The 13,650-nt window shown below is 53.5% G+C and carries 12 protein-coding genes; all 12 read left to right on the top strand.

The genetic code is table 11. From position 1 onward, the window contains the following. Positions 1–1,094, top strand: a 1,094-nt coding sequence (locus HZB31_12300; protein MBI5848703.1) for a UDP-N-acetylmuramoyl-tripeptide--D-alanyl-D-alanine ligase, incomplete at its 5' end; no start/stop codon positions are given. After that, entirely contained in the window at positions 1,084–2,166 is a 1,083-nt protein-coding gene (locus HZB31_12295) for a phospho-N-acetylmuramoyl-pentapeptide-transferase (protein MBI5848702.1), read from the top strand. The genes HZB31_12300 and HZB31_12295, both read left to right, overlap by 11 nt. Before the next feature lie 20 nt (positions 2,167–2,186). Further along, positions 2,187–3,320 carry a D-alanyl-D-alanine carboxypeptidase gene (locus tag HZB31_12290; protein ID MBI5848701.1) on the top strand — a complete coding sequence of 378 codons (1,134 nt, stop codon included), beginning with the start codon at positions 2,187–2,189 and terminating at the stop codon, positions 3,318–3,320. Then, entirely contained in the window at positions 3,304–4,728 is a 1,425-nt protein-coding gene (gene murD, locus HZB31_12285; protein ID MBI5848700.1) for a UDP-N-acetylmuramoyl-L-alanine--D-glutamate ligase, read from the top strand. Before HZB31_12290 ends, murD begins: the two co-directional genes overlap by 17 nt. Further along, on the top strand, positions 4,721–5,932 hold the full coding sequence (gene ftsW, locus HZB31_12280; GenBank protein MBI5848699.1) for a putative lipid II flippase FtsW: 1,212 nt from the start codon (positions 4,721–4,723) through the stop codon (positions 5,930–5,932). The genes murD and ftsW overlap by 8 nt, the downstream gene beginning before the upstream one ends. Then, positions 5,929–7,047 carry an undecaprenyldiphospho-muramoylpentapeptide beta-N-acetylglucosaminyltransferase gene (gene murG / locus HZB31_12275; GenBank protein ID MBI5848698.1) on the top strand — a complete coding sequence of 373 codons (1,119 nt, stop codon included), beginning with the start codon at positions 5,929–5,931 and terminating at the stop codon, positions 7,045–7,047. The genes ftsW and murG overlap by 4 nt, the downstream gene beginning before the upstream one ends. Position 7,048: 1 nt before the next feature. Then, positions 7,049–8,437, top strand: a complete 1,389-nt coding sequence (locus HZB31_12270) for a UDP-N-acetylmuramate--L-alanine ligase (protein ID MBI5848697.1) — start codon at positions 7,049–7,051, stop codon at positions 8,435–8,437. Beyond that, the gene (gene murB / locus HZB31_12265; protein ID MBI5848696.1) at positions 8,427–9,353 is read left to right on the top strand and encodes a UDP-N-acetylmuramate dehydrogenase; all 927 of its coding nucleotides are present in this window, start codon (positions 8,427–8,429) and stop codon (positions 9,351–9,353) included. Before HZB31_12270 ends, murB begins: the two co-directional genes overlap by 11 nt. Continuing rightward, positions 9,353–10,261, top strand: coding sequence for a D-alanine--D-alanine ligase (locus HZB31_12260; GenBank protein ID MBI5848695.1), 909 nt, complete (start codon positions 9,353–9,355; stop codon positions 10,259–10,261). The genes murB and HZB31_12260 overlap by 1 nt, the downstream gene beginning before the upstream one ends. Beyond that, complete coding sequence (locus HZB31_12255; GenBank protein ID MBI5848694.1) at positions 10,261–11,064, top strand: FtsQ-type POTRA domain-containing protein; 804 nt, start codon at positions 10,261–10,263, stop codon at positions 11,062–11,064. Before HZB31_12260 ends, HZB31_12255 begins: the two co-directional genes overlap by 1 nt. Continuing rightward, positions 11,061–12,326 carry a cell division protein FtsA gene (ftsA, locus tag HZB31_12250; GenBank protein MBI5848693.1) on the top strand — a complete coding sequence of 422 codons (1,266 nt, stop codon included), beginning with the start codon at positions 11,061–11,063 and terminating at the stop codon, positions 12,324–12,326. Before HZB31_12255 ends, ftsA begins: the two co-directional genes overlap by 4 nt. After that, a complete protein-coding gene (gene ftsZ, locus HZB31_12245; protein ID MBI5848692.1) occupies positions 12,319–13,518 on the top strand; it encodes a cell division protein FtsZ in 1,200 nt (399 codons plus the stop codon). The genes ftsA and ftsZ overlap by 8 nt, the downstream gene beginning before the upstream one ends. Positions 13,519–13,650: the final 132 nt, after the last annotated feature.

Here is a 13,650-nt window from a genome sequence, read left to right as displayed (position 1 = left end):
TTGCACGCTTCCGGCGGTTAAAAAGAAATATTCCCGTAGTGAGCGTTACCGGGACAAACGGCAAGACAACGACCAAGGAACTGATCGCATCGATTCTTTCCCAAAAGCACAGGGTGCTCAAAACTACCGGCAACTTCAACAACCATATCGGTCTTCCGCTGTGCGTAGCGAATATGCAGGGGGAGGAGGAGTTCGCTGTGCTCGAGATGGGTTCCAATGCGCGCGGCGATATCAGGGAGCTCTGCGGGATCGTGCAGCCTGACCTTGCAGTGGTCACGAATGTGGGGCAGGCCCACCTCGAAGGCTTCGGCAGTATTGAGGCAGTTCGCGACACTGACCTGGAGGTCCTTGATCATGTTAAGACCGTGTCGGTGAACAGCGATGACCGCTTCCTGATGCAGGGGATGATCGGGTTTACCGGCAAGACCATCACCTACGGCATAGACAATAAGGCTGATTTCTTTGCAACGGATATCGTGTTGGCTCAGCAGGGTTCGAAGTTCACACTCTGCACGCCGAAGGACGGGGCGATCAAAATCAGTCTGAAGCTGTCCGGCAGATTCAATATAACGAATGCCCTGGCAGCTGCATCAATAGCCTGCGAACTGGGAATCAGCATCGAGGAGATCAGGCAGGGGCTTGAGGTTTTCACCGGGGTTCCGATGCGGCTTGAGATCAGGAGCTTTTCAGGAGCGCTGGTGATAAACGATGTCTATAATGCGAACCCCTCATCCATGGAAGAGGCCCTCAAGGAACTGGTGAGACTGAAGAAGGGAAGGAGCATTGCAGTTGTCGGCGACATGCTGGAACTCGGCAGATATGCTGAAGATGCACACAGGAGCCTTGTAAGGAGAATGAACGAACTTCATGTCGACCTGCTGATCGCGGTCGGCCCTGAAATGCAGAAAGCTTCAGCCGCATTTTCCGGAGTCTGCCATCAGGCAGCGAATTCAGATGAGGCCCGGTCTCTGCTGCTTGGCATGGCGGGCGAGGGTGACACGGTATTGATCAAGGGATCCAGGGGCTTACGCATGGAAAAGGTGCTGGCCGGAGAAGGTAAGCCCGTGGCGGCAGAGGCCGGCAATGCTCTATAAGCTTCTTCTTGCGTTGCAGCCGTATTTCTCGCCTCTGAACGTATTTCGGTACATAACGTTCAGGACAGCACTTGCGGTCCTTACCGCGATGGTCGTATCGCTGGTCATAGGGCCGTGCATGATACGGTGGCTTAAGAGGATCAGCATAACCCAGCAGATCCGCAATGACGGTCCCCAGACACATCTCAAGAAATCAGGGACGCCCACCATGGGCGGGATCATTATCCTCATTGCGATGCTTGTGACACTCTTTTGCTGGGGAGATCTTTCCAATAAGTATATGTGGATCATGATCATCTCGCTGATCGGATACGGCGCAATTGGCCTGCTTGATGATTATCTCAAGGTGATCCGAAAAAATCCGAAAGGACTGAGGGCCTGGTATAAGTTCGGCGCGCAGATCAGCATCGCACTGGTGATCGGTCTGGTGCTCTATTCCAATCCGGACGACCCGTACCGGTCCGAGCTTATCGTGCCATTTTTCAAAAAATGGTTCTTTGATATCGGCTGGTTTTATATCCCCTTTTCCGTGCTCGTGATCGTCGGATCGTCAAATGCCGTGAATCTTACAGACGGCATAGACGGTCTTGCTATCGGCCTGGTCGGCATTGCGGCCCTTGCCAACATGCTGCTGGTCTACATCTCCGGGAACGCGAAGTTCTCGCAGTATCTGGGTGTCTATTTCCTGCCCGGCACAGGAGAACTGACCGTATTTTGCGGCGCCATGTTAGGCGCTGCGCTTGGGTTTCTCTGGTTTAATGCGTATCCTGCCGATGTCTTCATGGGAGATGTCGGCTCGTTGGGCCTGGGTGGAGCGCTCGGCACGCTTGCGGTAATCACAAAGCATGAGATCGCCCTTGCGGTAGTCGGCGGGATCTTTGTGATAGAGACTTTTTCTGTCATAGCACAGGTTGCATCGTTCAAGCTTACAGGCAAAAGGATATTCAGAATGGCGCCTATCCATCACCATTTTGAGTTGATGGGGTGGCCGGAATCCAAAGTGATCGTCCGGTTCTGGATCGTCGGAATAATGCTGGCGTTGCTCAGTCTCGCAACGCTCAAATTGAGGTGAACATGAGACAGTTATCCGTAATGAGTAATCGGTTATCAGTGAAGGCATTGATGACAGGCGTGGCCCTTCTTCTCATCACTCTTCACTCGTCACTCATCACTGCCGTCAACGCCGAGGATATCCAGGCTCGGGCAGCGGTTGTGATGGAAGCGTCGACCGGACGGGTCCTCTATGCCAAAAATCCGGAGCTGAGGCTTATGCCTGCCAGCACGACCAAGCTGATGACTGCGCTGATCGCTGTTGAAAAAGTAAACCTCAAAGATGTGGTGACAATCAGCCGCAACGCAGTCAATGCTGCTCCGACAAAATCAGGGCTCAAAGAAGGCGATAAGGTCACGGTTGAGACCCTCCTGTATGCAGCGCTCATGAAATCAGCGAACGACGCTGCGGTGGCTCTTGCAGAGGCAGTAGCCGGCTCAGAGACAGAGTTTGTGCAGCTCATGAACAGGAAGGCGATCGCACTCAATGCGACTGACACAAAATTCATTAACCCCAACGGGCTGCCGGGCAAGGGGCAGTACACAACTGCGTATGACCTGTCCAAGATCATGCGGCAGGCGATCAAACATCCGGTTCTGAAAGAGATCCTCGGCACCCGAGCTGCCGAGCTCTCCACAGAGGCAGGCAAGACCTTTTTCGTAAAGAATACCAACAAGCTCCTGTGGTCAGACGATGAGCTCCTGGGCGGAAAGACGGGCTTTACCAATGCGGCGAGACATTGTTTTGTCTGCGCCGGCGAACGTGACAACAACACGCTCATTGTGGCTCTCCTTGGTGCGCCGAGCAGGACTGAGCTCTGGAAGGAGACCGAGGATCTCATGGCGTTTGGCTCAAAGGTCATGAAGAACGAAGAAGAGCCGGTCGTGTACCTTACCCGGTCTGACTATGACGATACCAGAGTGACCAAGGCAGCGTACACAAGAAAAGTTCCATCAGGTGCCGGGGTTGTGAAGGGCAGGAAGGGCATTGCAAAAGCAACGGTATCCTCTTCTTCGGGGAAGGCAGTAAAGGCGAAGCATAAGATCAAGGCTGAGGGAAAGATCAAGGTTAAGGGAAAAACCAAGGTCAGGAACAATACCCGGATGATGGTAAAAGCAAAAAAAGCGAAGAAAACGAACCTTGCGGCAAAGAGGCCGGATGGAATCAGTGGATAAGAAGTTTACGGTGGTCGGTCTGGCGCGCAGCGGAGCAGGCGCAGCGCGGCTGCTTGCCGGGATGGGCGCCGACGTGACGGTGACCGACCGCAAGACCGCGGCTGACCTGGCTGATATCGTCAGCACGCTTCCTCCCTCGGTCAGACTCTGTCTCGGCAGCCATCCGGAGGAGATATTCTCAGACGCCGACGTGATCGTCGTGAGCCCGGGAGTGCCGCTTTCGATCAGGCCGCTTGCCGATGCCAGGGCAAAAGGAAAGAGGATCATCGGAGAGCTTGAACTGGCATACCAGATTATCGAAGGCCGGATGGCAGAAGAAAAGGCAGTGCCGTTTCTTGCCGTCACGGGCAGCAACGGGAAATCGACAACGACTACCCTGCTGGACCATATGATGAAGTCAGCAGGCTTCAGGACCATGTTCGGCGGCAACATAGGCAATGCGCTTACCGAGGAGATTCTGAAGATGGACAGGGAAAATGCGGTTCCTGATGCGGTTGTGGCCGAGATATCAAGCTTTCAGCTTGAGGCGATCGAGACCTTCAGACCCCACATCGCAGCAATCCTGAACATCACCCCTGACCATCTTGACCGGTATCCTTCCATGCAGGAATATCGCGATGCAAAGGCTGCCATTTTTCAGAACCAGTGTGAGCCTGACATCCTTGTCCTCAATGCGGACGACCCTGAGACGATGAAACTCCACGCGGCGAGCTTCGGAGAAGGCGGCAGGGGGCCTTATCGCTATTTTTTCAGCAGGGCAGAGAAGGTGGAAGGCCTGTATGTGAAAGACGGCGTTGTTATCGTGAATTTTTCAGACCGGCAGGACAGAGCAGAGGAGCTTCAGCTTATCGATATGCGGGAGATCCGCATTAAAGGTGTTCATAACCTGGAGAACGCCATGGCCGCTTCGGCCATGGCTCTCCTTGCAGGCTGTCCTGTTGATGCGGTCAGGAAGTCCCTCAGGGAATTCCCGGGTCTTGAACACCGGCTCGAGCTGGTGCGGGAGCTTGACGGCGTGAAATATATCAATGACTCAAAGGGTACGAATGTCGGGGCAGTGATAAAATCGATTGAGAGCTTTTCTGAGCCTCTTATTCTGATCGCCGGCGGAAGGGACAAGGCAGGCGACTTTTCAACGCTCAGCGCCCTTGCAGTCAATAAAGTCAAAGCGGCGGTTCTGATCGGAGAGGCTGCCGGAAAACTCGGGCAGGCACTCGGCGCTGTTGCCAAAACGGTGATGGCAGGGGATATGGAAGAGGCGGTTAAGGTCGCCCGCGGAGAGGCGGAGAAAGGAGATGTGGTTCTCCTGTCTCCTGCATGTGCAAGCTTCGATATGTTCCGGGACTTTGAGGATAGGGGCAGGCAGTTCAAAAAAATCGTTATGGAACTCGAGACGATCCATGCATAGCCGCTCATCTGCCATACAGACTCCTGTTATCAGGTCGTACGACAAAATGATTCTGTTTGCGATGCTCGCGCTGATCATCTTCGGCAGCATCATGATCTACAGCTCGACCGGTGTCGTGGTCCCTGCGGTCGAAAAGAAAAGCATAACTGAATTCTACTACGTGAAGCGTCATTTGATTACGATGATCATGGGCACGATAGCGCTGCTCGTGGCGTACCGGTTCAAGGCGGCAAATTTGGAGAAGCTGGCGGTTCCGCTCCTGATCTTCTCCGGTATCCTGCTTGTGCTGGTGTTTGTTCCGGGCATCAGCCTCAAGGCGGGAGGAGCGAGGCGTTGGCTCAGGCTCGGGATTATGACATTTCAGCCCTCGGAACTGGTGAAACTGGCGATGGTCATATTCCTGGCCAAGTACCTCTCCAGCCCTGATTACGATGCGAACAATTTCAGGAGTTTCATAAAGCCCCTCGGCATTATGGCGCTCTTTCAGGCAGTATTTCTGAAGCAGCCCGACTTTGGAGCGACCATGAGTCTCTTTATCCTGACCATGGCAATGCTCTTTATTTCCGGGACGCGGCTTCGGTATATCGCATCCCTGCTGCTGCTGGCAATCCCGGTCGTGATCAAACTGGCCATGGAGCCGTACCGGCTGAAAAGGATCACTACCTTCCTTGACCCGACAAAAGATCCGCAGGGCAGCGGGTTCCAGCTTATCCAGTCTTTTATCTCCCTTGGAAGCGGCGGCCTGACCGGTCTCGGCCTTGGCGAGTCGAAACAGAAACTGGCATATCTGCCTGCAAAGCATACTGATTTTATATTCTGTCTGGTTGGCGAGGAATTAGGCCTGCTTGGTGCAACGGTCGTGATTGCGCTCTTTGTGTTCCTCTTTGCGAGAGGCATTACGATTGCAAACAGGACAAAGGACCGCTTTCATTTTTTCCTTGCCTACGGCCTGACCATTATGATTGCCGTACAGGCACTGGTGAACTTTGCGGTTGTTACCGGCATGGTGCCGACAAAAGGCCTTCCCCTGCCGTTTATGAGCTACGGCGGTTCAGCACTTTTGGTGAACATGGCTGTTATCGGGCTGCTGCTGCGCATCTCGCGGGGCGACGACATCCGGCCGGCCCAGATCGGCGACAGGAACCTTATTGTCCGGAAGGCTGCAAGAAGAAGCATATACAGCAGCCAGGGAGCATCAAGATGAAGGTCATGATAGCAGGCGGCGGCACCGGCGGCCACCTTTTTCCCGGGCTGGCTCTGGCGGAAGAGTTCAAAAAAAGAAATGCCGGGGCAGAAGTGGTCTTCGTCGGAACAGAGCACGGTATCGAGTCAAAGATCATTCCCCGGGAAGGGTATCCCCTGCAGTTTCTGCGGGCAGAGGGCATTGTGGGAAAGTCGTTTATGAAGAAAATAGGCGGTGTTGCAAAGCTGGCTCTCTCGTTTCTCGATGCACGCAGGATCCTTGCGGCCATGTCGCCTGACATCGTGATCGGCGTGGGCGGATATGCCTCAGGAGCGGTTGTGCTTACGGCGAGTCTGAGATCGATCCCGACCCTTATCCACGAGCAGAACTCTGTGCCGGGTACGACGAATAAGATCCTTGGCAGATTTGTCGACAGAATATGCGTTACGTATCAGGAGAGTATGTCGGCCTTTCCGATGGGCAAGACCTTTCTTTCCGGCAACCCGGTCCGCATGAAGGTCCTGAAGGGGGAGCGTGAATCTGCCTGCAGGCTCTTCTCTCTTGCCTCCGAAATGTTTACGGTCTTCATATTCGGCGGCAGTTCGGGCGCCTCTTCGATCAACAGGACCATGGTCGATGCGCTGAACCACCTTGGTGATCTGAAAGAGAACATACAGTTTCTGCACCAGACCGGTGACAGGGACTTTGAGGGCATTCGTGAAGCATACCGAAAAAGCGGTGTAAAGGGGACGGTCGCTCCGTTTATCTACCAGATGGCAGAGGCATATGCAGCAGCGGACATTGTCATATCCCGCGCAGGAGCAACAACGCTTGCGGAACTGACGGGGCTTGGCAAGCCTGCTATCCTTATTCCGTATCCCCACGCTGCAGGAAGGCATCAGGAGTTCAATGCCCTGAAGCTGAAGGAGATGGGTGCAGCATACGTTCTGTTTGAACAGGATATGAACGGCCAGGCCCTTGCAGCGGTCATCAGGGAGATGTTTGGAAATCCCGAAGGGCTCAAAGAGATGCAGCGGGCAAGCAGGGGATTGGGAAGGCCTGACGCAGGCAGCAAGATCGTTGATCTGGCTATGGGCCTGCTCAATAACCGGACATCCGCAAGGAAAGGCAGCTGACATGTTTGAGAGATACAAGACCATACATTTTGTCGGCATAGGCGGCATTGGTATGTCCGGCATTGCTGAAGTGCTCGCGAATCTCGGGTATGAGGTGACCGGCTCAGATGTAAAGGAATCGGAGACAACGAAACGGCTTCAGGCAATGGGTATCAGGATTTCGATTGGCCACAGGGCTGAAAATATTGGCAGTGCCCATGTTGTGGTCGTATCCTCTGCAGTCTCGTTTGATAACCCCGAGGTGCTTGCTGCCAAAGCCGGCACCATATCCGTTATCCCCCGCGCAGAGATGCTGGCAGAGCTTGCACGCCTGAAATACAGCGTTCTCATTGCCGGCGCACACGGAAAGACAACGACCACCTCGCTCATTTCAACCGTTCTGGGCCACGGAGGGTTTGATCCCACGATCATTATCGGCGGCAAACTCAAAGGCATCGGATCGAACGCACGTCTGGGCAGGGGTGAGTTCCTGGTTGCAGAGGCTGATGAAAGCGACGGCTCGTTTCTGAAGCTCTCACCCACGATTGCAGTCGTAACGAACATAGACAGGGAGCATATGGATTTTTTTAAGGAGATGAAGAGCCTGAAAGAGGCCTTTCTTGCCTTTATCAACAAGATACCCTTTTATGGCGCAGCCTTCATCTGCAATGAAAACGAACATATCAGGGAGCTTATCCCTTCAGTGCACAGGCGGTTCTTCACCTATGGCATGTCTGAGACGTCTGACATTTATGCATCGAATATCAGGAAGGGGTTCATGTCAACGACCTTTGATGTGACCTTTCAGCATGCCGATGCAGGCACGTTTACGCTGCCGATACCGGGCCGGCATAATGTGCTGAACAGCCTGGCCTGCATCGGTGTAGCCCTGGAGCTGAAGATGCACCCTGCAGCGATCAAAGAGGCTCTCAGCTCCTTCAGCGGTATCCAGAGAAGGTTTGAGTTCAAGGGCGAAGCAAAAGGCGTGAAGGTCTACGACGACTATGGCCATCATCCCACCGAGGTCAAGGCGACCCTCTCTGCAGCCCAGGAGAATATGCAGCATCTGCCAGCGGGGGGAAGGCTCTTCGTGGTCTTTCAGCCTCATCGCTATACACGGACTGCAGACCTGATGGACGAGTTCGCAGGCTCGTTCCAGGGCGTTGATGTTCTTGTCCTGCTCGATATCTACCCGGCAAGCGAAAAGCCGATCCCCGGGATTACCTCTGAACTGCTTGCGGAAAAGATCAAGGAGAAGGGACAGAAGAGTGTATCGTGCTTCGCGGACCGGGAAGCGGCGATGCAGTACCTTGCCGCTCAGTTAAAGGAAGGCGATCTGCTTCTGACACTCGGCGCAGGCGATGTCTGGAAGTTGGGAGAATCGATGGTGGAGAGGCTTCATGCTGATTAGTCAGACTGAGTGGAATAAGACCTTCAGCGGCTATTATCAGGGAGAAGTTGCTTTTAATGCTTCCATGAAAGAGCATACCAGTCTTGCCATCGGCGGGCCGGCTGATGTTGTTGTCAGTCCTGCAGATCCGGTGTCGCTGAAGAACATCGTTATGCTCCTTGGCAGGCTGAAGATGCCTTTTCTCCCTCTGGGCGGAGGCACGAATATCCTGGTACGAGATGCGGGCATTGAAGGAGTTGTGATCAAGTTCAAGGTTTTTGACCGGATAGAGATCATTGATGAAACAGATGACCATGCCGAGCTCTTTGTCGAGACAGGCGTGCCGCTGCAGAAACTGGTGAACTTCTGCAGGGGAAAGGGATATGCAGGCATCGAAGGTCTTACCGGCATACCCGGGATGGTTGGCGGCGCGATATGCGGCAATGCCGGATCGTATGGCTGCGAGATGAGAGATCTCCTGATATCTGTCGTAATTCTGCGCTCTGACGGCATTCTTGAACGGGTCAAGCCGGAAGACCTTGGGTTTGGGTACCGCACTTCAAGCATCCCGGCTGACGACATTGTGCTGAGCGCAAACCTGCGTGTAGGGAAAGACGATGCCGTGGCTGTGGCGGCACGTACAGACGGTTATTTCATGCAGAAGAAGTCGGCTCAGCCGATAGGGGAGCGATCCGCAGGCTGCGTCTTCAGAAATCCCGAAGGCCTGTCGGCCGGAAAGTTGATCGATGAGGCAGGCTGCAAGGGCATGCGAAGCGGTGAGATCGAGGTGAGCAGCCTGCATGCAAACTTCTTTGTGAACCGCGGAGCAGGCAGGGCTGACGACTATCTTTCACTTATGGATAAAGTCTCTGTAAAAGTCATGGAGAGGTTCCATGTAACGCTTCAGCCTGAAATACGGATAATGGGGAAGGGATGATGAGGGAAATAACGATGAGGAAGAATAAGATCGGTGTTCTCCTTGGAGGCCTGTCGGCAGAGCGGGAAGTTTCGCTCAGAAGCGGAAAGGCCGTGGTTAAGGCACTGAAGTCAATCGGATACAACGTGGTTGCCATAGATGCAAAAGGTGACTTCTATGCAAAGCTGAAGAAGCAGAAGATCGAGCAGGTCTTCATCGCGCTTCATGGCGGACATGGAGAAAACGGCGCTGTCCAGGGCATGCTCGAGATCATGGGCATTCCCTATACCGGCTCGGGCGTGCTGGCGTCATCCCTTGCCATGGACAAGGTTGCATCGAAGAAGATCTTTCTTTATCACCAGATACCGGTTCCTCCGTTTTCGATCATAGAGCGATCAATGAAGAACGCCTCACTGCGCGGCCTGAAGCTGCCGGTGGTTGTAAAACCTTCAACCGAGGGGTCCAGCGTCGGGGTCGAGATCGTCAAGGATGCCAGATCTTATCAGAAGGCCCTGAATAAGGCCTTTGAATATGGCGACACCGTGCTGATAGAAAAGTATATCAGGGGCCAGGAAGTGCAGATAGCGATCCTTGACAACAAGGTCCTCGGCGGGGTAGAGGTGCGGCCCTCCGACGAATTTTACAGCTATAAGGCAAAGTATACGGCTGGCCGCACTCAGTATATCTTTCCGCCGGAGCTTGACAAAAAGACGTATCACCATGCGGAGAAGGCTGCGCTGGCGGCGCATCAGGCGCTTGGCTGCTCAGGCGCAACGAGGGTGGACTTGATCATCGACCGAAAGAATAATCCGTATGTACTTGAAGTAAATACGATCCCCGGCATGACAGAGACCAGCCTCCTGCCCAAGATCGCCCAAAACGCAGGGCTTGAGTTTCCTCAGCTTATCCGTCGGATATTGGGAGACTGATGAAGACCCGGAAGAGTATAAAAAGCAGCAGGGGAAATACGTCTGGCAGAAAGGGCTCGCAGAACATGCTCAAGCGGTTTGATGCTGTCATGGCGAAGTTGAAGATTATTCTGCTTGTCGTCATTCCGCTTCTGGCAGTGGGCGGTCTGCTCTATTTTTTTACTCATGCCGTGCCTTCTGTCTTTAAAATGAGGACCGTAGAACTCGCCGGCAATGAGCACCTGACTGACGATGAACTGAAAAATATCGGCGGAATCAGATCAGATGAGAGTCTCCTGACCATGTCGAGCCGGAAGGTATATGAAAAGTTGAAAGAGTCGCCCTGGATACAGGCGGCAGCAGTACGCAAGGAATATCCCTCGAAGCTTCTGATCAGCATCAGGGAGACAGAGCCTTTTGCGCTGCTCGACATGAAGGGCAGGATGTTTATCGTAGATGACAGGGGCAGGATGCTCGAGGAACTGAAGGACAACTCCGTACCGTTTCTGCCGGTGATCATGAGTGATCCCTACAACGAGAAAGAGGCCTTCAGGGAAGCGGTCAATCTGGCAAAGGTGATCAAGAACATGGGCGTGCTTCAGAAGAAGCAGCGTATCGAGATCATTGCCCATCAGCCCAATGAGGTGGCTGCAAATCTTGATGGCGTTCATGTGAAAGTCGGCGCAGGTGAGCACGAAGATAAACTGACGAGGCTCGGCGAGATAGAGCAGGAGATAGGCAAAAGGCATATCCCTGTTGCGTACATAGATCTAAGGTTTGCAAAAAAAGCCATCGTAAAACCGGTTAACGAGGTTATCAGATGAGCCGGATGATATTGGCCGCAATCGACGTCGGCACAACCAGCATTTCTCTGATTGTTTCTGAAATAACGGATAAGGGTGCAAGGGTCCTTGGCTCATGCAGAACGGTTTCCCGGGGGCTCAGAAAGGGTGTTGTGGTCAATATCGAAGAGGCTGCCAATTCCATCCGTGCTGCAGTCAATGAGGCGGAGTCTGCAACAGGCATGAAGATCGCTTCTGCTGTCATCGGCATTACCGGCCGCCATATTACGGGCTTGCCGAGCACCGGACTTATCGGTCTTCAGGGCAGGGAAATATCCGCTTCTGACAGAATGCGCGCCATAGAATCTGCAAAGACCGTCTATATGCCGCTGGACCGCGAGGTGCTTCATGTGATTCCCACGGGGTTCATACTTGACGGCCAGGGTGGAATCACTGACCCGGTCGGCATGTCTGGCGTAAGGCTTGAGTCAACCGTGCATATTATTACGGCCAATTCGCCGTCAGTGCAGAATCTTGCAAGGGCCTGCCAACAGGCAGGAATTGAAGTCCTCGATATCGTGTTTGGGCCGGTGGCAACTGCCGGGGCAGTGCTCACCTCTGATGAAATCGACCAGGGTGCGCTCCTGATTGATATCGGGGGAGGCACAACAGATATTGCCTATTTCAGGGACGGGGCGATGGTGCATGCTTCGGTCCTTGGCATCGGCGGCCTGCATATCACGAACGATCTTGCCGTAGGCCTGAAGGTGAGTGTTGCTGAGGCGGAGAGGATCAAAAAGGCTGCTGGGTTTGTCTCTGTCAGTGCCTCTTCCGGACTGGAAACGATAGAACTGCTGAGGCAGGACGGGCAGCCACAGAAGGTGAGCAGGCAGCAGCTTGCGGCTATTATTCAGCCGAGATGCGAAGAGCTGTTTGAGATGGTCAGTGAAGAGATCGGCATGTATCATGCGGTTGATGCGGTGGCCTGTTCAGTAGTACTGACCGGAGGGACTGCTCTTCTGGGCGGCATCGCAGGTCTTGCGGCATCGGTCCTCTCAATGCCTGTACGCGTAGGGCTTCCAAACGTAATGCCCGGCCTGAAGAATGCTTTGAGGATACCCGCATATGCTGCAGCGATCGGTCTTGTCGCATATGCGGCCCGGAGTGTAGAGGAGACAGCACCACACCATGACAGCACCTCCGGTCTGCTGGCGGCAGCGGCGGAGAAGATAAAGAATGCATTCGGATACAAGGATTTCCTTGAACTATTTCAGAAAAAGAAAAAGGGGGTATCGTATGTTTGAAATCGAAGAGGTAAGAGGCCAGAACGCCAAGATCAAGGTTGTGGGTGTGGGTGGAGCCGGCGGCAATGCCATCAATAACATGATTGCATCGCATATGCACGGAGTCGAATTCATTGCGGTCAATACTGACCTTCAGGTGCTTGAATCATCTCTTGCGCCGGTCAAGGTGCAGATCGGCAAGCAGTCCACCAAGGGCCTGGGTGCAGGCTCGAACCCGGAGATCGGCAGGCAGGCAGCGCTTGAAGACCGGGCAGCCATTATGGAAATGCTCGACGGCTGCGACATGGTCTTTATTACTGCAGGTATGGGCGGAGGCACAGGCACCGGAGCTGCACCGGTCATTGCAAGCATCGCAAAGGAGATTGGAGCCCTGACGGTCGCCATCCTGACCAAACCGTTTTTTTATGAAGGCAAAAGAAGAAAAGAGAATGCGGAGGAAGGTATCAGAGACCTTGCAAACTGCGTTGATACCATGATTGTAATCCCGAATGACAAAATAAGTCTTGTTGTTGAAAAGGGAACCCCTATGATCAAGGCCTTTTCGATTGCCAATGATGTGCTGAGGCATGCAGTGCAGGGCATCTCTGACATTATCCTCGTGCCCGGTCTTATAAATGTGGACTTTGCGGATGTGAAAACTGTCATGGAGAGCATGGGCCGCGCTGTTATGGGCTCAGGCACTGGCAAAGGCGAGGGCGGGGCCTTTGAAGCGGCAAAGAAGGCCATTTCCAACCCGCTCCTGGAGCATTCGTCTATCGAAGGTGCTAAAGGCATTCTTATCAATATTACGGGTGGACTTGAACTCTCCCACGACGGCATACAGGCAGCCGCATCATACATTTATGACAATGCGCATGAAGATGCCGTCGTAATATTAGGCGCTGTCATAGATCCTGATATGAGCGACGAGGTCAGGGTAACGGTGATTGCTACCGGTTTTGATGAAAGGAAACAGAAGGTTGAACTGCCGGAAATCCCAAAGTGGGCGCCTAAAGAAGAAGTAAAAGAGATAAAGTCGGTCGTAATGCGTGAACCGGCCTCTCTGAAGGCATCTGACAGAATACTGGCCAAGAGTTTGAACTACAGTCTTGAGCCTTCCATGCCGCGCGACATCTTTGCCTATGAGGAAGAGATGGACCTGCCGGCATTTCTCAGAAGGCCAGGGCAACAAATACAGCAGCAAGGATTATAAGGCTTCCTCAAAAGAGAGGAGCTTCCACCCCCCTGGAGGCTCCTCCCCCCCCCCTTTCTGCAACAACAGCAATCGCAAGATGTGACAGATACGATTTGTTCCCGAAAAGAGGAGAAATTTCCTAAAAGAGAT

Source organism: Nitrospirota bacterium, from assembly GCA_016235245.1.
GTDB lineage: Bacteria > Nitrospirota > Thermodesulfovibrionia > Thermodesulfovibrionales > UBA6898 > UBA6898.
This window is presented reverse-complemented; position numbering and strand designations above follow the sequence as displayed.

Coding starts and splice junctions, on each gene's coding strand:
- HZB31_12295 (MBI5848702.1), top strand. CDS start 1,084: ATGCTCTATAAGCTTCTTCTTGCGTTGCAGCCGTATTTCTCGCCTCTG.
- HZB31_12290 (MBI5848701.1), top strand. CDS start 2,187: ATGAGTAATCGGTTATCAGTGAAGGCATTGATGACAGGCGTGGCCCTT.
- murD (MBI5848700.1), top strand. CDS start 3,304: ATGGAATCAGTGGATAAGAAGTTTACGGTGGTCGGTCTGGCGCGCAGC.
- ftsW (MBI5848699.1), top strand. CDS start 4,721: ATGCATAGCCGCTCATCTGCCATACAGACTCCTGTTATCAGGTCGTAC.
- murG (MBI5848698.1), top strand. CDS start 5,929: ATGAAGGTCATGATAGCAGGCGGCGGCACCGGCGGCCACCTTTTTCCC.
- HZB31_12270 (MBI5848697.1), top strand. CDS start 7,049: ATGTTTGAGAGATACAAGACCATACATTTTGTCGGCATAGGCGGCATT.
- murB (MBI5848696.1), top strand. CDS start 8,427: ATGCTGATTAGTCAGACTGAGTGGAATAAGACCTTCAGCGGCTATTAT.
- HZB31_12260 (MBI5848695.1), top strand. CDS start 9,353: ATGAGGGAAATAACGATGAGGAAGAATAAGATCGGTGTTCTCCTTGGA.
- HZB31_12255 (MBI5848694.1), top strand. CDS start 10,261: ATGAAGACCCGGAAGAGTATAAAAAGCAGCAGGGGAAATACGTCTGGC.
- ftsA (MBI5848693.1), top strand. CDS start 11,061: ATGAGCCGGATGATATTGGCCGCAATCGACGTCGGCACAACCAGCATT.
- ftsZ (MBI5848692.1), top strand. CDS start 12,319: ATGTTTGAAATCGAAGAGGTAAGAGGCCAGAACGCCAAGATCAAGGTT.